At 59.2% G+C, this 18,642-nt stretch carries 22 protein-coding genes and 1 tRNA gene; 12 read left to right on the top strand and 11 right to left on the bottom strand.

Features of this window, described 5'->3' with window-relative positions:
* Positions 1-58 precede the first annotated feature (58 nt).
* Together ybgC and RBB29_RS16625 are read right to left on the bottom strand one after the other, a co-directional pair.
* A complete protein-coding gene (ybgC, locus tag RBB29_RS16630) occupies positions 59-445 on the bottom strand; it encodes a tol-pal system-associated acyl-CoA thioesterase (protein ID WP_306115439.1) in 387 nt (128 codons plus the stop codon).
* A gap of 212 nt (positions 446-657) precedes the next feature.
* On the bottom strand, positions 658-1,299 hold the full coding sequence (locus RBB29_RS16625) for a hypothetical protein (protein WP_306115438.1): 642 nt from the start codon (positions 1,297-1,299) through the stop codon (positions 658-660).
* A 176-nt stretch (positions 1,300-1,475) separates the two neighbouring features.
* Between RBB29_RS16625 and RBB29_RS16620 the strand changes: the two genes are divergently transcribed.
* Positions 1,476-1,718 (top strand): hypothetical protein, encoded by a 243-nt coding sequence (locus RBB29_RS16620; RefSeq protein ID WP_306115437.1) that lies wholly within the window; start codon positions 1,476-1,478, stop codon positions 1,716-1,718.
* Positions 1,719-1,721: 3 nt separating this feature from the next.
* On the opposite strand, the gene ruvB is transcribed toward RBB29_RS16620, so the two are convergent.
* Genes ruvB through ruvC form a run of 3 tightly spaced genes read right to left on the bottom strand, consistent with a single transcriptional unit; the run spans position 1,722 to position 3,913 of the window.
* Positions 1,722-2,750 (bottom strand): Holliday junction branch migration DNA helicase RuvB, encoded by a 1,029-nt coding sequence (gene ruvB / locus RBB29_RS16615; protein ID WP_306115436.1) that lies wholly within the window; start codon positions 2,748-2,750, stop codon positions 1,722-1,724.
* 3 nt (positions 2,751-2,753) lie between these two features.
* Positions 2,754-3,419 (bottom strand): Holliday junction branch migration protein RuvA, encoded by a 666-nt coding sequence (gene ruvA, locus RBB29_RS16610; RefSeq protein WP_306115435.1) that lies wholly within the window; start codon positions 3,417-3,419, stop codon positions 2,754-2,756.
* Positions 3,416-3,913, bottom strand: coding sequence for a crossover junction endodeoxyribonuclease RuvC (gene ruvC, locus RBB29_RS16605; protein WP_306115434.1), 498 nt, complete (start codon positions 3,911-3,913; stop codon positions 3,416-3,418). Before ruvC ends, ruvA begins: the two co-directional genes overlap by 4 nt.
* Before the next feature lie 276 nt (positions 3,914-4,189).
* On the opposite strand from ruvC, the gene RBB29_RS16600 reads away from it, so the two are divergent.
* Together RBB29_RS16600 and RBB29_RS16595 are read left to right on the top strand one after the other, a co-directional pair.
* Positions 4,190-4,387, top strand: a complete 198-nt coding sequence (locus tag RBB29_RS16600; protein WP_306115433.1) for a DUF1127 domain-containing protein — start codon at positions 4,190-4,192, stop codon at positions 4,385-4,387.
* A gap of 212 nt (positions 4,388-4,599) precedes the next feature.
* Complete coding sequence (locus RBB29_RS16595) at positions 4,600-5,523, top strand: dimethylarginine dimethylaminohydrolase family protein (protein WP_306115432.1); 924 nt, start codon at positions 4,600-4,602, stop codon at positions 5,521-5,523.
* A 623-nt stretch (positions 5,524-6,146) separates the two neighbouring features.
* Here the strand turns inward: RBB29_RS16595 and RBB29_RS16590 are convergent.
* The 4 genes from RBB29_RS16590 to RBB29_RS16575 form a co-directional block, all read right to left on the bottom strand.
* Positions 6,147-6,458 carry a hypothetical protein gene (locus RBB29_RS16590; protein WP_306115431.1) on the bottom strand — a complete coding sequence of 104 codons (312 nt, stop codon included), beginning with the start codon at positions 6,456-6,458 and terminating at the stop codon, positions 6,147-6,149.
* A gap of 627 nt (positions 6,459-7,085) precedes the next feature.
* Positions 7,086-7,427: a hypothetical protein gene (locus RBB29_RS16585; RefSeq protein ID WP_306115430.1), complete on the bottom strand. Its 342-nt coding sequence runs from the start codon at positions 7,425-7,427 to the stop codon at positions 7,086-7,088.
* A 113-nt stretch (positions 7,428-7,540) separates the two neighbouring features.
* Positions 7,541-8,419 (bottom strand): 50S ribosomal protein L11 methyltransferase, encoded by an 879-nt coding sequence (locus RBB29_RS16580; protein ID WP_306115429.1) that lies wholly within the window; start codon positions 8,417-8,419, stop codon positions 7,541-7,543.
* Between the two features lie 15 nt (positions 8,420-8,434).
* Positions 8,435-9,667, bottom strand: a complete 1,233-nt coding sequence (locus tag RBB29_RS16575) for an MFS transporter (RefSeq protein ID WP_306115428.1) — start codon at positions 9,665-9,667, stop codon at positions 8,435-8,437.
* Between the two features lie 168 nt (positions 9,668-9,835).
* On the opposite strand from RBB29_RS16575, the gene RBB29_RS16570 reads away from it, so the two are divergent.
* The 9 genes from RBB29_RS16570 (at position 9,836) to RBB29_RS16530 (ending at position 16,519) form a co-directional block, all read left to right on the top strand.
* Positions 9,836-10,825, top strand: coding sequence for a type I glyceraldehyde-3-phosphate dehydrogenase (locus RBB29_RS16570; RefSeq protein WP_306115427.1), 990 nt, complete (start codon positions 9,836-9,838; stop codon positions 10,823-10,825).
* A 281-nt stretch (positions 10,826-11,106) separates the two neighbouring features.
* Positions 11,107-11,991: a carbon-nitrogen hydrolase family protein gene (locus tag RBB29_RS16565; RefSeq protein ID WP_306115523.1), complete on the top strand. Its 885-nt coding sequence runs from the start codon at positions 11,107-11,109 to the stop codon at positions 11,989-11,991.
* 84 nt (positions 11,992-12,075) lie between these two features.
* On the top strand, positions 12,076-12,294 hold the full coding sequence (infA, locus tag RBB29_RS16560) for a translation initiation factor IF-1 (RefSeq protein ID WP_005978431.1): 219 nt from the start codon (positions 12,076-12,078) through the stop codon (positions 12,292-12,294).
* A 67-nt stretch (positions 12,295-12,361) separates the two neighbouring features.
* Positions 12,362-12,940, top strand: coding sequence for a nucleoside triphosphate pyrophosphatase (locus RBB29_RS16555; RefSeq protein WP_306115522.1), 579 nt, complete (start codon positions 12,362-12,364; stop codon positions 12,938-12,940).
* Entirely contained in the window at positions 12,937-13,962 is a 1,026-nt protein-coding gene (locus RBB29_RS16550) for a ribonuclease E/G (RefSeq protein WP_306115426.1), read from the top strand. The genes RBB29_RS16555 and RBB29_RS16550 overlap by 4 nt, the downstream gene beginning before the upstream one ends.
* Positions 13,959-14,141 carry a DNA gyrase inhibitor YacG gene (locus RBB29_RS16545; RefSeq protein WP_306115425.1) on the top strand — a complete coding sequence of 61 codons (183 nt, stop codon included), beginning with the start codon at positions 13,959-13,961 and terminating at the stop codon, positions 14,139-14,141. Before RBB29_RS16550 ends, RBB29_RS16545 begins: the two co-directional genes overlap by 4 nt.
* A gap of 78 nt (positions 14,142-14,219) precedes the next feature.
* Positions 14,220-14,294, top strand: a tRNA-Phe gene (locus tag RBB29_RS16540).
* A gap of 283 nt (positions 14,295-14,577) precedes the next feature.
* On the top strand, positions 14,578-15,546 hold the full coding sequence (locus RBB29_RS16535; RefSeq protein ID WP_306115424.1) for a class I SAM-dependent methyltransferase: 969 nt from the start codon (positions 14,578-14,580) through the stop codon (positions 15,544-15,546).
* Complete coding sequence (locus RBB29_RS16530; protein ID WP_306115423.1) at positions 15,530-16,519, top strand: hypothetical protein; 990 nt, start codon at positions 15,530-15,532, stop codon at positions 16,517-16,519. Before RBB29_RS16535 ends, RBB29_RS16530 begins: the two co-directional genes overlap by 17 nt.
* 33 nt (positions 16,520-16,552) lie before the next feature.
* On the opposite strand, the gene RBB29_RS16525 is transcribed toward RBB29_RS16530, so the two are convergent.
* Complete coding sequence (locus tag RBB29_RS16525) at positions 16,553-17,158, bottom strand: sulfotransferase (RefSeq protein WP_306115422.1); 606 nt, start codon at positions 17,156-17,158, stop codon at positions 16,553-16,555.
* Positions 17,155-18,084 (bottom strand): DUF563 domain-containing protein, encoded by a 930-nt coding sequence (locus RBB29_RS16520; RefSeq protein WP_306115421.1) that lies wholly within the window; start codon positions 18,082-18,084, stop codon positions 17,155-17,157. Before RBB29_RS16520 ends, RBB29_RS16525 begins: the two co-directional genes overlap by 4 nt.
* Positions 18,085-18,642: the final 558 nt, after the last annotated feature.

Raw genomic sequence — 18,642 nt, 5'->3', positions numbered from 1 at the left:
AGCCGATTTTAAAGGGGAAAGCCAATCACATCGCCAAAATGGCGGGTTTTTCCGGTGTTTAATGCAGCATCAGGCGGATATTTGCCGGAAGCCGCACAGGTTGGCCGGCCTCGCCGATGCAGACAATAGTGACAACCGCCTGAAACAGAAGCTCATCGCCGCGCATGACCGACTGCTCGACAATGAGCCGCGCCCCGGTCACAGCCTGCGTCTTCGTCTCAACCAAAAGGTCATCGTCAAACCGCGCCGGGGCGAAATACTCCGCCTCGACCCGGCGGACCGCGAAAACGATCCCGTCATCGCGCATGGCGTTCTGATCAATCCCGATCTGTCGTACCCAATCGCTGCGCCCGCGTTCGATGAACTTGAGGTAATTCGCATAATAGACGATCCCACCCATGTCGGTATCTTCGTAATAGACGCGGATAGGGAATTGATGACTCATGGGACGGACCCTAGGAAAAGTCGCATATTGAGGCAACCGTTACCAAAAGGCGTTCGCTCCGCTCACCCATTTTAGTTCGCGTTCAGGGCACGCAGCCCTCGGGGTGCCACCCCGAACCCCGCCTCCCCATCAAGCGCCACGCTCGCCCCACGCGGCCCGAGGAGGACGGCGGAGCCGGGACGACGAGATACCCTGCGTGCGCGCAAACGCACTCAATTTGACTTAGGACGATCCGCGATCAGACGGGCGCTCAGGCGCAGCGCATGGCTGGCGTCTTGCGCCACCGGCGGCATGACGGGATCATAACAGGCCCGGATCAGGTCGCCGATTTCCGGTCGCAAGATCACACCGCCCTCGTCCGGCATTGCCGCAAGCGGTGAGCGATCGCCGAAAGCCGTATCCGACCAAAGGACAATCGTCTGCACCATCTGGCTCAAAGCCAGGGTTTCCGCCGGAACACTGCTCAGGTTCTCATCCATCCGCAAAAACACGAAGCACGCGCGGATCGCACCCGCTTCGTCAAATCGGAAAATCCGGTATTGGTTCGCATCGGCGGCCTTGAGCCGCCCCACAAGCGGGCCAAGGTCCGGGACCAGCCGGTCAAGATCCGGTACCTCGGTCAACTCGTCCCAGTCCCGGAAGAAAAAGAACATCAGGTTGGCACCCAATTCCGGATCAGTCTCCGCCATGCCGACCCCGGCGAGCCCCACAACCGCCTCGACCGCCCCCTTGACCACGCTCAGGGTTGCATCATCGACACCAAACACGATCGGCACGACAGGCCGCCCCCACCGCGCAAAGAGATAGCTGCCGTCACTGCGGGTGAAATGCCTCTCTATCTCGTCTGGTGTCATGTTACCCGGCCCCCGCAGTTTCCTGCGTCCCCATATCAAACCTGTCCCTGCCGTCAAACATGGGCGCCGCTCCGCCAAGCCCGCACAAAGGCCTAAGGAATTCCGCTTTTCAGTGCTAGACTGCCCGCACATGCAGTTCCGAGTTTGATGTCTTATCAATTCCAAGGAGGTCTGTAATGAAGATAAGTGTTGTGCGCCAAGAAGATTACCGGATCAACGAAATTCCGAAATCGACCATTCTCGAAAAATCAAGCGAACATGTTCCCAATGTGGGTGATATCATCAAGGTGGGTCATACGCTGAACGGGTTCGAGGCCTTCAAGGTCGACAATCGTGTGTTCCGTTCCAAGGTGACCAAGGCCGAAGACGATACCGCCTTTCACGAGGTCGTGCTGCTGGTATCCGAGTTGGAAAAGTAAGGGCTACTTGCCAAACAGATCGCTCTGGGCCTTGCCATCCGGCACCGACAGGCCCAGATGCTGCCATCCGCGCTGCGCCAGCATGCGCCCGCGCGGGGTGCGTTGAATGAGCCCTTGTTGCAGCAAAAACGGCTCGATCACCTCTTCCAGCGCATCGCGGCTTTCCGAGAGCGCCGCGCTGATCGTCTCGATCCCGACCGGCCCGCCCTGATAGGCCTCGGCAATCAGCGTCAGATATCGCCGATCCGCCCCGTCGCATCCCAACTGATCCACACCCAGCCGGGTCAGCGCATGATCCGCCAGATCACGGGTCACGCGCCCATCACCTTCGACCAGCGCGAAATCCACCACCCGCCGCAGAAGCCGCCCGGCAATCCGGGGGGTGCCGCGCGCCCGTCGCGCAATCTCGCGCGCACCATCGGCATCGGCAGGCGCGCCCATACGCGTCGCGTTGCGACTGACGATCTCGTAAAGCTCATCCTCGGTATAGAATTGCAACCGCACCGGGATGCCGAACCGATCGCGCAACGGTGTCGTCAGAAGGCCCAACCGCGTCGTGGCCCCGACCAGCGTGAAGGGTTGCAACTCGATCCGCACGGTCCGCGCTGCAGGACCCTCACCGATCACCAGGTCCAGTTCGAAATCCTCCAGCGCCGGGTAAAGCACCTCTTCGACCGCCGGGTTGAGGCGGTGGATTTCATCAATGAACAGAACGTCATTGCGCTCCAGATTGGTCAGGATCGCCGCCAGATCGCCCGCCTTGGCGAGGACCGGCCCGGAGGTCATGCGGAACCCAACGCCCAGCTCCTTGGACAGGATCTGCGCCAGTGTTGTCTTGCCGAGGCCGGGGGGGCCGTGAAAAAGCGTATGATCCATCGCCTCGCCCCGCTGCCGGGCGGATTGGATAAAGACCCTGAGGTTGGCGCGCGCTTCGGCCTGCCCGATGAATTCACCCAATGCCTGCGGGCGCAGGCTCCGGTCCTGATCTTCGGGCAACGGCTCGGCGCGCAAAGTGGGGTCAGGTTCGGCCATCCATTACCCTTTCGGCGCCAGAAGTTTCAGCGCGGCGCGGATCAGTGTGGGGGTGTCGGCGTCCGGGTCGTCCCCCGCTGCTTGGGCAACGGCACCTGCGGCTTCTCCGGGGGCATAGCCGAGATTGCCAAGTGCCGAGAGGGCTTCGGCCTGCGCGCCCGGCCCCGCAGGCGGAGCCACGGGCGTGGGCGCTTCGATCACCTCATCCGTAGCGGGATCACCCGCCCTATCAGCCACCGGCGCCGGGGCCGTAGCCATCGCCATCACCTGCGGCGCCTTGTCCTTGAGCTCATTGACGACCCTTTGCGCCGTCTTGGGGCCGATCCCCTTGGCGGCCTTGACCGAATTCCAGTCACCCAAAGCAATCGCACGACCCACACCTTCAGGCCCCAATGTGCCCAGGATCGCCATCGACGCCTTGGCCCCGATCCCCTGCACCGAAATGAGCAGCCTGTGCCATTCCTTCTCCACGAGCGAGGTAAATCCGAAAAGCTGCAGATTGTCTTCGCGCACCAGAAGATCGGTATAAAGCGCCACATGTTCCCCTGCCGCGGGCAACGCCTGCAACGTCCGCTCATTGCAATAGACAAGGTATCCGACCCCGCGCACGTCGATCAGCACATGATCCTCGGCGCGGTAATCCACCCGGCCTGCGATCCGCCCGATCATGCGCGCAGCCTTTCCGAAATCACCGCCGTGGAGCGCGCGTGATGGGCGTGGCAGATCGCGATGGCCAATGCATCCGCCGCATCGGGGCTCGCGGGGTCACAGCCCGGAAGCTGCACCTTCACCATATGGCCAATCTGCGCCTTGTCCGCATGGCCCACGCCGACAACCGTCTTTTTGACCTTGTTCGGCGCGTATTCCCCGACCGAGAGGCCAAACTGCGCCGGGACCAGCATCGCGATGCCCCGCGCCTGACCCAGCTTCAGCGTGCCGGAGCCATCCTTGTTCACAAAGGTCTGCTCGACCGCTGCTGTGTCGGGCGCGTAGGTGTCGAAGATGGCGGTCAGCTGCTGGTGCAGGGACAAAAGCCGTGCGCCGAGGTCCTCACCCCGCGACTTGCACACCCCATTGGCGATATGGCTCAAGCGGCTTCCATCCACGTCGATCACGCCCCAGCCAAGGTTGCGCAATCCGGGATCAATCCCCAATACCCGCATGATTTCTGCCCTGCTCTTGTCTTGTTTTCCATCCACTAGCACGAAACGGGAACAAACACCAAGCAGAATGCGCGCATCTCGGGGCGGGCAATTCCTTAGCGTCAAATTAAAATGCTTTGAAAACAACCGGGTGACCGCTGGAGGAGCCATGCAATTTTTGCATAGGAACAATGCAATTTTCGAGTGTTGTCGGTTGCGGGGGCGATCCCTATCTGAGCGTCAGGACATCAAACCGTTACAAACCGGATTGGACCCCGGAGAAGAAGGAATAAGACCATGGCCGTTATCGACACGACCCGCACCCACGCCGCAACCGGCCTCGTCGGCCACACCGTTGCAAAAGTCATCGCCGCTGTCTCGACATTCTTCGAGACCCGCGCAACCCGCAAGGCGCTGTCGCAGCTTTCGGACCGCGAGCTGGACGATATCGGCCTGAACCGCGGCGATATTGAACGTATCGGTATCTATCACTGATCTTTCGCGCCCGGGCCCTCCCCCCTTGCCCGGATGCCTTGCGAAAGCAACAGAGGCCCTGCGTTGATCTGATCCGCGGGGCCTCTTGCTGTCTAAACCGCTTTTTTGCTGTCAATATGCACCGGAGGCTGCTTTAGTCATCCGCAGAACGCCGCAAATTGGGGCGCGCGTCCACGACCATGCACATCACATTTCCAGAAGGGGGCCAGCAAATGTCGCGTGACGAGGTAACCGATGGTTTCAGCCTGCAACGCCGTAATCCGAAAGGCGGAACAGCACCGCTGTCGCAATGGGGGTTTCGCAACGAAACCGATCCGCTGACCGACGTCCTTCTGGGATCTCCCGCGCATCTTTTCCATCGCGCAACGTCGAGCCTTTCGCGTAAACATCTGCGCGAGGCGCCCTGCAACATCCAACTGGCGCAGGCGCAGCATGCGGAACTGGTCGATGCCTACAGGCATTTCGACGTCAATGTGCATATGCTTGAGGCCGAGCCGGAACTGACCATGCAGGTCTATTCCCGCGACAGCTCCTGCATGACGCCTTACGGGGCCTTCATCACCGCCATGTCGCAATGGTGGCGTCGGGGGGAAAACTATGCCGCGATCCGTGCTTATGAAAAGCTCGGCATCCCGATCTATGACATGGTGACCGCCGGCACGTTCGAGGGCGGCGATTTCAACGTGATCGAAGAAGGCTGCGTCCTGATTGGCTGCGGTGAGGCGCGCACCAATGAGGCCGGCGCGAAACAGGTGGCCAGTTGGTTTGACGCCGAAGGTTGGGAGACCCGGATCGCCTATATCGACGAGTATTACGTGCATATCGACCTGATGGTCGTGCCCGTGGCGGAAAAGCTCACCGCCGTTTGCCTGGCCTGCACCGAACCCGCGATTGTCGAGTGGCTGCGCGCCAAGGGGCATGAGATCATCGACGTCCCCTTCCCCGACACCATGGCGCTTGGCTGCAACATGATGGCGCTCGGCAACGACAAGGTGATTGCACCGGCATCCTCCACGGTCCTGATCGACCAACTCCGCGCCCGCGGCTTCGAAGTGGCCGCCGTGGAAACCGCCGAGATCTCCAAGACCGGCGGCGGTATCCACTGCATGGCGCAGGCGCTCAGGCGTGAGGGATAAGGCTACCCGGTGACACCATGCACCCGATGCCTGATACCCCGTGAGAAACCCTGTGATTCCGGAATTTCCACTTCGCGGACTAACCAGAAATCCAAGCACGAGCCGCGCGATGGCCAGACCGTGGGGTGCCAATCAACCATTGTGAGACGCACTTTATCTTTGCCAAGTCCGAAAAACCTCAATTCGGCGCGCAACCTCTCCAAATCGCCAGCCCTTGCGGGCGGTGTCGCCCATTGGCTCGAACCAATGGCGCCTTCAATGGGCAACCGATCGCGCGGCGGCCTGCGGCCTTGATTCCGCGCAGGCAGACACTCAAGACGTCTACATTAGGGCTCGAACCGGTCATCTGAGGTAAACATTCGGTCAATTCTGGGCCGAACGACCGATTTGCGGACAAATCGGCCGTTCGATCACAGTTGAAACAGAGGGCATCGCCCGACCGCGGGTGGGCGCCACGTAGGTGGTTCATCGCACTTTATGGTGACGTATACTTTCAACAATCGTTGGGATTGAAACGGCGACGAAGCGCCCGCCCATGGGGCGGTCGGGCGCTGCCCGGCGGTGCTGCGCACCTTGATTCCGGGCTGAAGCAGTGTTCGCAAAGGGCTCCATTCCGGACGTTCTTAAAGTCCGGTGTTTGCAGCTTCGAATATCTTCCAAACTATGCGGTAGTAGTGGGCAAGTGATGGCGTATCGTCATTTCGGAAAATCACCTCGCGGGGATAATACTTGTTTCGAATTGGCACCTGAGAACTGTGGGCTGCCAAAGCATCCTCGACGATAGATCGATTGTTTCGACCTTGTTTTTCACTCCCAGTCACGGTGAAAATAAGTTGCTCCACAATTCCAAGGCCGAACCGAATAGACAGAAAATTATGAGTTGGGCCGGTGATAAGCGAGGCGGAGAATGCAGTGTCTTCTTGAATAACCTTCATGTGTTTATCTGAAGTTCATCGACCTGAATTGCAACCCGATTTCGAAAGAGTATTGGTTACATCAAGGTGTCTGCTTTGGGCTCAAAGGCTGCCAATGCCGGCAACCGAGCCGATCCCTCGTTCATCACGGTCGCAGGGTGCCGTCATCGTCTTGCATCCCGCATCCCGACGATGCGCGTACGTAGGTAATCACGCGCATTTACTCTGAGCGTCGTTTTGAAAATGATGAGATTACCGTGAGTGGTGCGAGTGTCGTTCTTTTTCGAACGTGAGTATGTCACGAGTGATTTGGCCTGATGGTGCATGTTTGTCTTGCCCGTGTCCTGCATCCCCAGCTTGGCCTAAAGCGATTTGCACATTTGGGTTGTTAAAAACAGCGTTGTGACGGCCGACCCAACCGGCCTGTTGCAACGCTGCTTCCTTATCCGCCCTCGGGAAACTCGGTCCGGACACATGACACGGCCTTCCAAACAGTTTGGCACAACGAAAAACCCCGCGCTGAACCTGGGCGCGGGATCTTTAGTACTTGAGAACTCGTTTTACGTCTGGAGGTCACCGAGAGAGGGAGACCGAATTGCGCCGCGCGTCTTGACCGGGACAGGCATCAGACACGCGGCGACTTCGGGATTACTGCAGGAACGGGCGTAGCTGCTGCGCGATGCCCACGGTGATCGGGTCGGTCTGCATGACGAATGCACCGGCCTGTTCGATCACTGTGCCTTGCTGGAGTGCCGCAACGCGATCCGCATAGATCGACGCACCGGTATGCGCCATCACCATGCCTTTGAACACAAAGAAGCCGACGATGAGCATCACGACCGCACGAAGCGGGATGCCGCGTTGCCGGCGGGCCGGGCGGAACACGATCAGGCCATCCTTGTCGACGGACCCTTTATACCCTTGCGCCATCCGGGTGCGGTTACGATCTATTTTTTTCAGGCGGGCTTCGAACCCGGCATAATTAGTCATTGTATTACTCATGGCAGTTACCTGCGATCTCGGCCCCCACCGCGATCAAGAAAAAACTAAGTTTGAAATGTGGCAAAAGAAAGGCAGATGCCGGGAAAGGACTGATTTATAACTTATTTTTCGACATTTTTAACGAGCGTTGTCGTTGTCCAGTCACCAATCTCCCGGCGATCTTCGAGACTGTTTCCAGCCCGTGTATAAACCGCGATCACCTCGTCGGCCTGTTCATTTAAAATGCCGGATAGAATCACCCGCCCGCCGGGACGCAATCTGCCGGTAATGTCCCCCGCCAGCGCAATCAGAGGCCCTTTGAGGATATTGGCAAAGATCAGGTCGTAAGGCGCCGATTCGGCCAGCTGCGGGTGATCGAGCCCCGCCGCCTCGATACATTGCACCCGGCCCGTCAGGCCATTGGCCTCCACATTGGCCCGTGCCACCTCGACCGCAACCTCGTCGATATCACTGGCCAGGATCGTGCCGTCCCATATCCGTGCCGCCGCCATGGCCAGCACCGCCGTGCCGCAGCCAACGTCCAAAACCGCCTGCCCCACGAAGCCGTCATCGGCCAACCGGTCCAGCGCCTTCAGGCAACCCAGTGTTGTGCCATGGTGGCCAGTACCAAACGCCATCGCCGCCTCGATCAGGAGCGGTTCGCACCCCTCGGGCACCTTGCCCGCATCATGGCTGCCATAGACAAAGAAGCGCCCGGCCTCGACCGGCACCAGTTCACGTTTGACCTTGGATACCCAATCGGTTTCGGGCAGTTCGGACACCGCGAAAGGCCGCGCACGATGGAGCGTCGCCAGCAGAGCAAGCCCGGCCTCGTCCGGCTTGTCGTCGAAATACCCCCCGACTTCCCAAAGACCCGATCCATCCTCCATCTCGAAGACGCCAACACCCGTTGGTTCAGGGCTGAGCGCCTCGAGCGCATCGGCCAAGGCTTCGGCGGGTTCTTTTCCGGACAGGGTCGTGAGGGCGGTAAAGGTGAGCATTGTTATCTCTTGGCGTTATTCCGCGGGTGCCGGGGCGAAGCGGGCAAAAATGGTCTCGTTTCCCTTTTCGGGGTGACGCGGGATCAGGAAGGCCAGCAGCAGCGACACCGACGACATCCCCGCCGCCAGCAGGAACACCGCCGCCGGTGAGACCAGCCAGAGATAGCCCAGAAGCGCGGGCAGGAAAACCGCGGCAATGTGGTTGATGGTGAAGGCCACCGCCGCCGTGGGTGCGATATCGCCCGGATCGGCAATCTTCTGGAAATAGGTCTTGAGCGCCAGCGCCATGGAAAACAGCAGGTGATCGACCACGTAGAGGATTGCCGCCAGAAGGACCCCCCAGCCGAAATAGTAGATCCCGCCATAGAGGAGAAACACGATGACCAGCCCGACATATTCGAAGATCAGGACGTTCCGTTCGCCAAAGCCAAACACCGCCCGCCCCACCATCGGGGCAAAGATCATGTTTGCCACCAGGTTGATCATGAAAAGCGCCGTGACCTCATGCACCTCAAAGCCGAACTTTTCGACCATCATGAAGCCTGCGAAGACGATGAAAATCTGCCGCCGGGCGCCCGCCATGAACTGCAGCGCATAATAGAGCCAATAGCGACGGCGCAGGATCATCTTCTTGATCTGCGGGTTGGGTGCCTCGAACTGCGGATAGGCGAAGAAGGCGAAAAGGGCGACGAGTGCGGTGAAGCCGCCCGCGACCATGTAGACGGTGTTATATGTGAGCCCCAGCGTCTCCCAGGTCAGGACGATAAGCCCATAGGCGACCAGCGTTGCGGCTGATCCTGCGGCAACCAGCCAGCCAAGCACCTTGGGTGCCCGCGCCTTGTCGAGCCATTGCAGTTGCAGCGACTGGTTGACTGTCTCGTAGTAATGAAACCCGATGGAACTGAGCATCGTGATCGTCAGGATACCGCCCAGCGACGGAAACCAGGCCGTCACCGCCGTCGCCACCCCAAGGAGCATCAGCGAGACCAGCCCAAGCACCTGCTCGCGCATGAAGATGATGATCGCGATGACGCCAATGGCAAAGAAGCCCGGGATCTCCCGCACCGTATGCAGCCACCCGATGTCGGAGCCATCGAAATCGGCCGCCTCGATGACAAAGTTGTTCAGAAGCGCCGACCATGTGGAAAAAGCCACCGGCATCGCCGCGGCCATGAGGAACAGCAGCGTGATCGGGCGACGCCAGAGCGGCAGGTTGCGCGCCTCGGCAAGAGGAACGGTCTTGGTCATGCCTTCCCTTTACGCCCATCGACGGGCAATGGCGAGGGGTGGTTCTGTGCGTCACCTCACAGCCCCGGTCCATTATTGTATCGACTTGCCGGCTACATTGTATGGCCCCACTGGCCCCGGGGGTCGCGTTGGGCTAGCGATTGATAAAAGAGCTGCCCGAGGTGCCTCATGCCCAAGATCAAGATTGCCCTGAACGGCTTTGGCCGCATTGGCCGTACCATCCTGCGCATCCTGCTGCAGAACGGCCAGGATTTCGACCTTGTGCTCATCAACGAGATCGAGAGCCTTGAGACCTGCGCCTATCTTTTTCAATACGACAGTGTCTTCGGCCCGTTTCCAGGCAGGGTCAAAGCGGGCGACCGGTCGCTGACGGTCAATGACCACACGATACCGTTTTTCGATGCCGCCGATATCAGCACGCTGGACCTTTCCGATGTCGACCTGGTTCTGGAATGCACCGGCATGGGTGGCACCCGCGCCGTGGCCGAGCGCGGCCTGGCCGCTGGCGCCAAGGCGGTCCTGGTCTCGGGCCCCTCAGCGGAGGCCGACATCACATTGGTGATGGGCGCGAACGAGGCGGAGCTGGGCGATGAGGCGATCATTTCGAACGCCTCCTGCACCACCAACGCGCTTGCGCCTCTCGCAAAGCTTCTGGATGACGCCTACGGGATCATCAGCGGGCAAATGACAACGGTGCATTGCTATACCGGCTCGCAGCCCACGATCGACAAACCCCGCGATGCCCCGGAACGCTCGCGCGCCGCCGCCCTGTCGATGGTGCCGACGACCACCTCCGCCCAGCATCAGACCGGGCTGGTCCTGCCGCATCTGAAAGGCCGGATCGAAGCCCGCGCCATCCGGGTACCCACCGCAAGCGTGTCGGCCATTGACCTAACGCTGCAAACCCGCGAGGCGGTCACCGAGACCGCAGTGAACAAGTTGCTGCAAACCGCAGCCCGGCAGAGTGACGTTTTTGGCTGGACGACCATGCCGCTTGTTTCGTCCGATCTCCGCGCCCGGCCGGAATCCATCATCCTGTCGGGGCGTGAAACATCCGTCTCGACAGGTGGCCTGCTTCGGGTGTTCGGCTGGTACGACAATGAATGGGGTTTTTCCCAGCGTATGCTTGATATGGCCCGGCTTATCGGCAATCGATAAGTGTTACCAGATTGAGTGCGCTATCGCGCACGCCGGATATCTCGTCATCCGCCTCCGGCTTCCTCCTCGGACGCAAACCCCACATGTGACACAATAGATCAACGGCGCCGCCCGGGGGTCTTGGGGGACGTCCCCCAGGGCCTGCATGGCCTGAATGCAAACTAAAAGGCGTGAGCAACGCGAACTCCTTTTGACAACATCTCGTGCTGTAGATGCGGGCTTACAAATCCCGGCGGGAGGTCGTAGATAACACCAACCCAAAACTCACCATTGGTTTTTCGATGAAAATTGCTACCGCCGCCTATCCGCTCGATCCCCTCACGACCTGGGCGGACTACGCCAACAAGATCTCCAACTGGGTCATTGAGGCCGCACAAAACGGTGCCGAGTTGCTGGTTTTCCCGGAATATGCCTCGATGGAGCTTGCCATGCTGGCCGGTCCCGAGATTGCCGCGGATCTCCCGGCCTCCCTGCGGGCCGTGTCCGAGCAGCTCCCCGACGCGGATGATCTGCACGCGGACCTGTCTGCACGACATGGTGTCCATATCCTGGCCGGATCCGCACCGGTTTTTGACACGGCCATCGGCCCCTACCCGGTGAACCGGGCGCGGCTCTTTTCACCAACCGGCGGGCGCGGCGTTCAGGACAAGCAGATCATGACCCGTTTTGAGCGTGGCCCCATGCAGATCGTCCCCGGCGGCCCGCTTCGCCTTTTTGACACGGGCGTCGGCAAAATCGGCATCCTGACCTGCTATGACAGCGAGTTTCCCCTGCTCGGCCGTGCCTTGTCCGAGGCGGATCTGATCCTGGCCCCCTCCTGCACCGAGCAGCTTTCGGGTTATTGGCGGGTGCGGATCGGCGCCATGGCCCGCGCGCTGGAAAACCAATGCGTTTCGGTCATGGCCTCGCTTGTCGGCACGGCAACCTGGAATCACGTCGCGGACATAAATACCGGCATGGGTGGCATCTTCGGCCCGCCGGATATGGGCTTTCCCGAAACCGGCATCCTTGGCCTCGGGACCCTCAACACCCCCGGCTGGACCTATGCCGAGGTCGACCTCGGTGCCATCGCCCATGTCCGGGCTGATGGCCGCGTCCTGAACCGTACCCACTGGACCGAGCAGTCCGGTCGCGACACGCAGGTCACATCTGAACGCCTCGGGTGATTATCCCCTTGAAAATCACGTCAAACAGGCCCATTTAGAGGCGCGTTCCGCCGCAATGCGGAAAAACACAACGTAGGAGAGACCATGGCCAAGGAAGATACGCTCGAATTTCCCGGTGTCGTCAAGGAACTCCTGCCTAACGCGACATTTCGGGTCGAGCTTGAAAACGGCCATGAGATCATCGCGCACACGGCAGGCAAAATGCGCAAGAACCGCATCCGGGTTCTCGCAGGTGACAAGGTGCAGGTCGAGATGACCCCCTATGATCTGACCAAGGGTCGGATCAACTATCGCTTCAAGTAAGCGCAATGTCCGCATCCGGTGACGTGGCAAGCAGACCCCAGGTAAGATGCGACATTCAGACAAAAACATGCGCCTGATCCTCGGGTCAGGCAGCCCGCGGCGCCGTGAATTGCTGGCGCAGCTTGGGATCGTGGCGGATGACATCCGCCCACCCGAGATTGATGAGACCCCCGCGAAAGCCGAACTGCCCCGCCCCTATTGCATCCGCATGGCGCGGGAAAAGGCATGGGCTGTCACCGCAGAACCTGACGACATTGTCCTGTCGGCGGACACGACCGTGGCCCTTGGACGGCGCATCCTTGGGAAGCCGGAAAACGAGGGCGAAGCGGCGGAATTCCTTCTCGCGCTCTCGGGGCGGCGTCACCGGGTGATGACCGCCGTCGCCGTCCGCCAGGGCGATCAGATCTGGGAACGCGACGTGGTGACAGCCGTCAAGATGAAGCGGCTCTCGGACGAAGAGTTGAACGCCTACCTCGCAAGCAATGATTGGCAGGGTAAAGCGGGGGGCTACGGCATCCAGGGGCCCGCAGGCGCGCTGATCCCCTGGATCGAAGGATCATTCACAGCCGTCGTCGGTCTGCCCCTGGCGGAAACCGCCAATCTGCTCCGGGCGGCGGGTTACCCTCTCTACAAGGACACCGCATGAAGGGCCGCATCATCGCTTTGGGGGAATTGAACGGCAACGAGGCCGCCGCACTTCTGGTGGATGGCCGCCTTGATGACCTGCTGCTTGAAACCGACGCCCCTGCCCCCGGCACCATCTACCGCGCCACGGCAGGCCGCCCGATCAAGGGTCAGGGCGGGATGTTCGTCAACACCCCCGATGGCACCGGGTTTCTGCGTCAGGTCAAGGGGTTGGCTCCCGGTGATACCCTGTTGGTCCAGGTGACCGGCTTTGCCGAACCCGGCAAGGCCATGCCCGTGACGCAAAAGCTCCTGTTCAAAAGCCGCTACGCGATCATCACCCCCTCCGCCCCCGGCATCAACGTCTCGCGCGCCATCAAGGACGATGATCTCCGCGACAGGTTGCTGGAAATCGCCCATGAAGAGATGGCAGGCAACGCGATGGGCCTCATCCTGCGCTCCTCCTGCGCCGACGCCGATGCGGACGACATCGCCCAGGACATCGCCCAGATGCGCGACCTTGCTGCCACCGTTACCGGCGACGCGACCGGCACAGCCCCCGAAAAACTCCTTGATGGCGATGGCCCGCATACGCTGGCCTGGCGGGAATGGGTGGAACCCGCGGACGTCAACAGCGATGCCGCCTCCTTCGCCGATCTTGGCGTGCTCGATCAGATCGACATGCTGCGCGACGTCAAGGCTCCGCTGCCCGGCGGGGCCTCCATCTATGTGGAGCCGACCCGTGCCCTGACGGCCGTGGACGTGAACACCGGTGCAGACACCTCACCCGCCGCAGGGCTCAAGGCCAACCTCGCCGCCGCACGCGAATTGCCCCGGCAGCTTCGCCTGCGTGGTATCGGGGGGCAAATCACCCTCGACCTGGCGCCGATGAACAAGAAAGACCGCCGCCAGTTTGAAACAACCCTGCGGGCGGCCTTCCGGGCCGATCAGGTCGAAACCGCCCTTGTCGGCTGGACCCCCCTGGGCCATTTTGAACTGCAACGCAAACGCGACCGCGTGGCCCTGAGCGAGATCATCACATGAGCTGTCCCATTTGCGAAAAAGAGACGATTGCCGCCTATCGCCCGTTTTGCTCGAAACGCTGCGCGGACATTGATCTCGGCAAGTGGCTCAAAGGCGATTATGCCGTGCCGTGCCAGGATCCGGAGGACGCACAAGAGGCATTTGAGCAGCTAACGCAACACCCGCCCAAACCCCATTGAAAAAGTTATCAATCCCTCTGGACACCCTGCCCCACCTCGCCTAGAACGCCTGCACCCGAACGCCGAAGCGTTCCCCGTGCCCGGGTAGCTCAGGGGTAGAGCAGTGGATTGAAAATCCTCGTGTCGGTGGTTCGATTCCGCCCCCGGGCACCACTTAAACATCCGAAGCATAGTTTTGGTTACGGTCAGGTCATCTCGATTGATGGCATTACTGCCATCGGTTGTCCGGCATGGCTTTTGTTGGGCAGGACACATCATCGCCCGCGACCAGTTTGATTTCGATCTCTGTAACGGAGTAGTTTCTTTGGCGAAGGGCACGAATGCATTTGCTCTACGCTAGTTCAAAGTGGCACCACATGTTGGCTTCACTCTCGACATAATTTGCTTTCAAAGAAATTCTCGGCGATATGAAGCGTAGAAAAGCAAGTGAGGCCCCATGAGCAAGACCGGAACCACTGAGTTCGAGTATCAAAACGGCGTACGTATTTTGGCTGACCAGAGCAGTCATGAGGAACCGGAGGCCAATGAAAAGCTCGAAAGCATCATCAAAGATGCCAAGGCAATCGGATGTGTTGCGGCGCTTGAAAAGCACAACCATCACCTGACTTACCTGACGGATGCAAAACGGATGTCCTACCTCGATGCCGTTGGCATCCGCGACACCGATGATGTCCTCGAAATCGGTAGCAGCCTGGGTCAGCATATCCGCATCATCGCGCAGCGTTCCAAGAGCGTTTCGGCAATCGAAGTGGTGCCGCTTCAGGCCGCTTTTTCGCGGATCTGGTGCGATGAGGAGGGCCTTGAGAATGTCGATATCTCGACCGGTGGTGCGAGCGGTCAACTGCCCTATGACGACGAGAGCTTTGACGTCGTCTTTTGCAACTATGTCCTCGAATGGTGCGCCGGACGAACCGAAATGGACCCCGCCGATTTCCATCGCAAGTATATCGGTGAGATCTACCGCGTGCTGAAACCCGGCGGGCGTCTTTATTTGAGCACCAAGAACCGCTTGTCGCTGAAATACATCCTGGGAAGCCGGGATGAACATCTGGGCGTTCGGTTCGGCAGCCTGCTGCCCAGGGGATATCAGAAACGCATCCGGCACAAGGCCAGGCTGGGGCGCACGACCGGGTACCTGCATTCCTGGAACGGGTTGGAGGCAATCCTCAAGGATGCCGGGTTCGATGACAACCAACGCATTCTGGCCTTTCCGGATGCGCGGTTTCCAGAATACCTGGGCGATTTTGCCGGTTTCTCTGCGAACAACCTTCCGCAGGGCGTCACGGAGAGCCTGGCCAGAAAAGACAGGCTGTCATTGCGCCTTCCTGCGCGAGCATTCGACTTGACGACCAATTCCCTCGTTTCTCGGTCGAAGAAGGCGAAAAAGTATGCTGAAGCCTGTTGAAGAATATGTCTTCGATATTGTCGAGATGATCTCTTCCGCGACAGACAACGCCCTCGATGCCGCCTCCACCCGCGGAGTGCCGCGCCCGACCGGCAAGGCAGATATCGCGGATGCATCGCTGGCCTTTTTCGTGGATGGCCGCAAGCGGGAGGACGATATCGTCCTCCTGGTATCCAATCCGCAGTTTCCGAACGTGGTTGGGGAAGACGTCAGCAAAGCAAAGACCATCGTGCAGCGCGTTGACCGGGACGTGGGCCATCATATCGCCCAGCCGGTCCATGAGGGGACACATGATCAGCAGACATATGCAGCCTTCCGGAGGCTTGCACCGCTCTCTTCCTCGCGCCTGATCCGCTTCAAGCAGAAGCGGTTTTACGGGCCACATGTCTCATCTTGGCTTTCGTCGCTGGCGCTGCAGACAAAGACGGAGCGACACGACCTCAGCGACCTTTCAACCTATCTCACCACGCCCCTGAAGGCCCTTTGCGAAAACAGTGAAATCTCCCCTGCCCTACGGCGCCACGCCGAGGCTTATCTAGACCGGTTTTCGAAGGCGCCGCAGATGATCTTCACCACCGTGGAGCATGGCGACTTCTGGACCGGGAACGTGCTTTTCGAGCGGGGCAGCATCTTGAGGCCAGGCTCCTTTTTTGGCGACTTCTTCGTGATTGACTGGCGCGGCTCCGCGCTTGACGGCTATCCGTGCATCGACCTCGTGCGGTTCTGCACGACCGTGTATGGCAAGCAGTCAAAACTGACCGCCGACCTTCTCGCCCGGTATCGCGCAGCACTTGGCCTGAGCCCATTTGAGATGGGGCTTTACTGCACCCTGGGCCTCGGGCGCCTTGGCCTCAACATGGACAAGTTCCCGGTCGACCGTTTCAATCAACTGGGTCAGACGATCCTCGATGTCATCGACGTGCATGGCCTGGGTATGGAGCGCGACACGCCTGTTTCGCCCCAAGATGGCTAAAAGGCCGGTCGTCCCGCCCCTGCGGCAGCGTCGTCAAAACCCGAGTTTCTGCGCCAACTTGTAGTAAAACTTCTTACTGCTCTTCGCAAAACGCTGGTTGGCGTGAGGCCATGACACGTTCGGGACCGGTTCGCCCAAAAAGCCACACACATTCTCCCAATTGACTTCGCCTGCATCGAGGTCCAGCGAGATGAAATCGGCATCGCGGCCTGCAAAGTACTCTTTGACCTCACGATTATGCCGGTCGTAGCGTTCCAACCAGGCCGCCTCGTTGCCGCCGGGATGCGACGAGCCATAAATCAGTTGCCGGATCGCATTGGGATGGGTGCCGAAATCCGATACAGCACTGGCAATCCACTTGTCGCGGTTTCGCTGGATATGGATAAACTTGCTGCCGGGGAAGGACGCATCAAGCATCTCATAGAGGATGGGCCATGGGCTGTCTTTTGCAGCATCGTGCTGCGCCGCCACTTCGAGGGCCAGTGCTTCGACCTCGTGCAATTCGACATGGTCGCTATTGGCCATCTGCTGAAACGGGCGGAAACTGGCGACCGAATAGCCCAACGCCTCCAAGGCGACGCCCAGAGATGACGTACCGGTTTTGTGAAACCCAACGCAGAAAACCTTTTTCTTCTTCAATATGCTACCTCCTCTTGGCACAGCATCTCCTGTGCGAGATCAATCGACTCGAGGTCGACTTCAAATGACTGCAACGAATACTTGAAGAACGGAGCTTCCAAGTCGTAGGCGGGCCCGATATGCTCAGGCTTAATTTTGCCGCGCACACCGATCCATTTGCAACCAACTTGCTGCGCCATCACCCGATACACATCCGTCATATGACCGCAGGGGAAAATTTCAACCAATTTCCTGAGGCGCGTATTTTCGGAGATATAGAGAAGCGGCGCCAGGCCTGCACCGTGAATGGCGATGATCCGCTCAGCGTGTTCGAACAGCATCAACTGACCCAAAGTCGACAGGTCTTCCGGGTAGATTTTAACATAGCCGTCCTTAGCAAGATGCGCCTCCACCTCCGCCTCATTCTCAAGCGCACGGGTCTTTCGCCGGGATAGGAACACTTTCTCGGGCAAAGAATCGGTATCGTGCCAGTTTGCTCTCTGTTCATTCAGGATAGCAGTCACCATTGGAAGCTTTACCAAATCCGCCCGCACAGATCTCACCCCGATCCAGGGCTCCATGTCGAATTCGATCCCAAGACCTTCAACACTATTGCTTGTACAAAGCGAGCGGAACCCGAAAAAATCTGCCGCCTGAACGATGTATCCCGGCGTCTTGCCCGGCAGGATCAACAAGATCTGCTGAGGGGTTAGGTCCAAGTGGTTCATCATCGCGAAACACATGGGCAGATGGTTGTTCAAAAAGTGCGCCCAGTTCTGGGGAAATCTGCGCCTCAGATCTATAAAGATCTCGCCATCGCTCAGTTTGGTATGCGAGGGTCTGTCAAAGGGGTTAAAACGTCGGCGTCCGAGCTTTTCGAAAGCTGAAGTCTGGCGCTTGAGCTCAAACGTAAGCGTCCCACCCTCCGCCGTCTTCTGCGGCAACATGATAACTTCACATTTCGGTACGATCCGATCAATCAAATAGGATCTGGCAGTAACCAACCTGCCCTCGGGACAGCTGAAGGGTGAAAATTTCCATCTGCCCGCAGCTTTTCCATTCATAAAGATGCACCTGAATTTTACGACTGCGGGTTGCCGTTTTGGGTGCCGCTGCCAGACCGGACACCGAGATTTCTAAGATTTTGGTGAGCAGTTTTTCGAGGCACCGTTACAGCATTTTCTGGCAACCTCAGATAGAGAATTAAGCCCAGCGCGTCAATTCTCAACTGCTTTTGGCGCCGCACCGTTGCCAATTGCACACCAGTCATCCGCTTCAAACTTTAGCTAATTCTTGTTGCAATCTGTTGCGCCGCCAAAGTCGGGAGGAAGGCTAAATACATGAAATAAAACAAAATCCTGCTGATGTCCCATTTGCATCTAAATGATACTCCGCGGCAATTGTTCCGGCGCGCCATGGTTTAGGCGGCAATCGCAAACACTCCCGAAAGGTTTTTGTGGCATCGGAAGGCGTTCGACATCCGGAAGGGTTGACCTGTCAATGAC

The sequence above is a fragment of the Roseovarius sp. MMSF_3359 genome, from assembly GCF_030733385.1.
GTDB lineage: Bacteria > Pseudomonadota > Alphaproteobacteria > Rhodobacterales > Rhodobacteraceae > Roseovarius.
The sequence above is the reverse complement of the archived record's forward strand: the minus strand, read 5'-3'. Positions and strand labels throughout refer to the sequence as shown.

Excerpts from the sequence above, each read along its gene's own strand:
- ruvC (WP_306115434.1), bottom strand. The coding sequence starts at position 3,913 with ATGCGGGTATTGGGGATTGATCCCGGATTGCGCAACCTTGGCTGGGGC.
- RBB29_RS16550 (WP_306115426.1), top strand. The coding sequence starts at position 12,937 with ATGAAGGGCCGCATCATCGCTTTGGGGGAATTGAACGGCAACGAGGCC.
- RBB29_RS16580 (WP_306115429.1), bottom strand. The coding sequence starts at position 8,419 with ATGCTCACCTTTACCGCCCTCACGACCCTGTCCGGAAAAGAACCCGCC.
- RBB29_RS16520 (WP_306115421.1), bottom strand. The coding sequence starts at position 18,084 with ATGTTGCCGCAGAAGACGGCGGAGGGTGGGACGCTTACGTTTGAGCTC.
- RBB29_RS16570 (WP_306115427.1), top strand. The coding sequence starts at position 9,836 with ATGCCCAAGATCAAGATTGCCCTGAACGGCTTTGGCCGCATTGGCCGT.
- RBB29_RS16575 (WP_306115428.1), bottom strand. The coding sequence starts at position 9,667 with ATGACCAAGACCGTTCCTCTTGCCGAGGCGCGCAACCTGCCGCTCTGG.
- ruvB (WP_306115436.1), bottom strand. The coding sequence starts at position 2,750 with ATGGCCGAACCTGACCCCACTTTGCGCGCCGAGCCGTTGCCCGAAGAT.
- ruvA (WP_306115435.1), bottom strand. The coding sequence starts at position 3,419 with ATGATCGGGCGGATCGCAGGCCGGGTGGATTACCGCGCCGAGGATCAT.
- RBB29_RS16530 (WP_306115423.1), top strand. The coding sequence starts at position 15,530 with ATGCTGAAGCCTGTTGAAGAATATGTCTTCGATATTGTCGAGATGATC.
- RBB29_RS16565 (WP_306115523.1), top strand. The coding sequence starts at position 11,107 with ATGAAAATTGCTACCGCCGCCTATCCGCTCGATCCCCTCACGACCTGG.
- RBB29_RS16535 (WP_306115424.1), top strand. The coding sequence starts at position 14,578 with ATGAGCAAGACCGGAACCACTGAGTTCGAGTATCAAAACGGCGTACGT.
- RBB29_RS16585 (WP_306115430.1), bottom strand. The coding sequence starts at position 7,427 with ATGACTAATTATGCCGGGTTCGAAGCCCGCCTGAAAAAAATAGATCGT.
- RBB29_RS16595 (WP_306115432.1), top strand. The coding sequence starts at position 4,600 with ATGTCGCGTGACGAGGTAACCGATGGTTTCAGCCTGCAACGCCGTAAT.
- RBB29_RS16545 (WP_306115425.1), top strand. The coding sequence starts at position 13,959 with ATGAGCTGTCCCATTTGCGAAAAAGAGACGATTGCCGCCTATCGCCCG.
- RBB29_RS16620 (WP_306115437.1), top strand. The coding sequence starts at position 1,476 with ATGAAGATAAGTGTTGTGCGCCAAGAAGATTACCGGATCAACGAAATT.
- RBB29_RS16600 (WP_306115433.1), top strand. The coding sequence starts at position 4,190 with ATGGCCGTTATCGACACGACCCGCACCCACGCCGCAACCGGCCTCGTC.
- RBB29_RS16555 (WP_306115522.1), top strand. The coding sequence starts at position 12,362 with ATGCGCCTGATCCTCGGGTCAGGCAGCCCGCGGCGCCGTGAATTGCTG.
- infA (WP_005978431.1), top strand. The coding sequence starts at position 12,076 with ATGGCCAAGGAAGATACGCTCGAATTTCCCGGTGTCGTCAAGGAACTC.
- RBB29_RS16625 (WP_306115438.1), bottom strand. The coding sequence starts at position 1,299 with ATGACACCAGACGAGATAGAGAGGCATTTCACCCGCAGTGACGGCAGC.
- ybgC (WP_306115439.1), bottom strand. The coding sequence starts at position 445 with ATGAGTCATCAATTCCCTATCCGCGTCTATTACGAAGATACCGACATG.
- RBB29_RS16590 (WP_306115431.1), bottom strand. The coding sequence starts at position 6,458 with ATGAAGGTTATTCAAGAAGACACTGCATTCTCCGCCTCGCTTATCACC.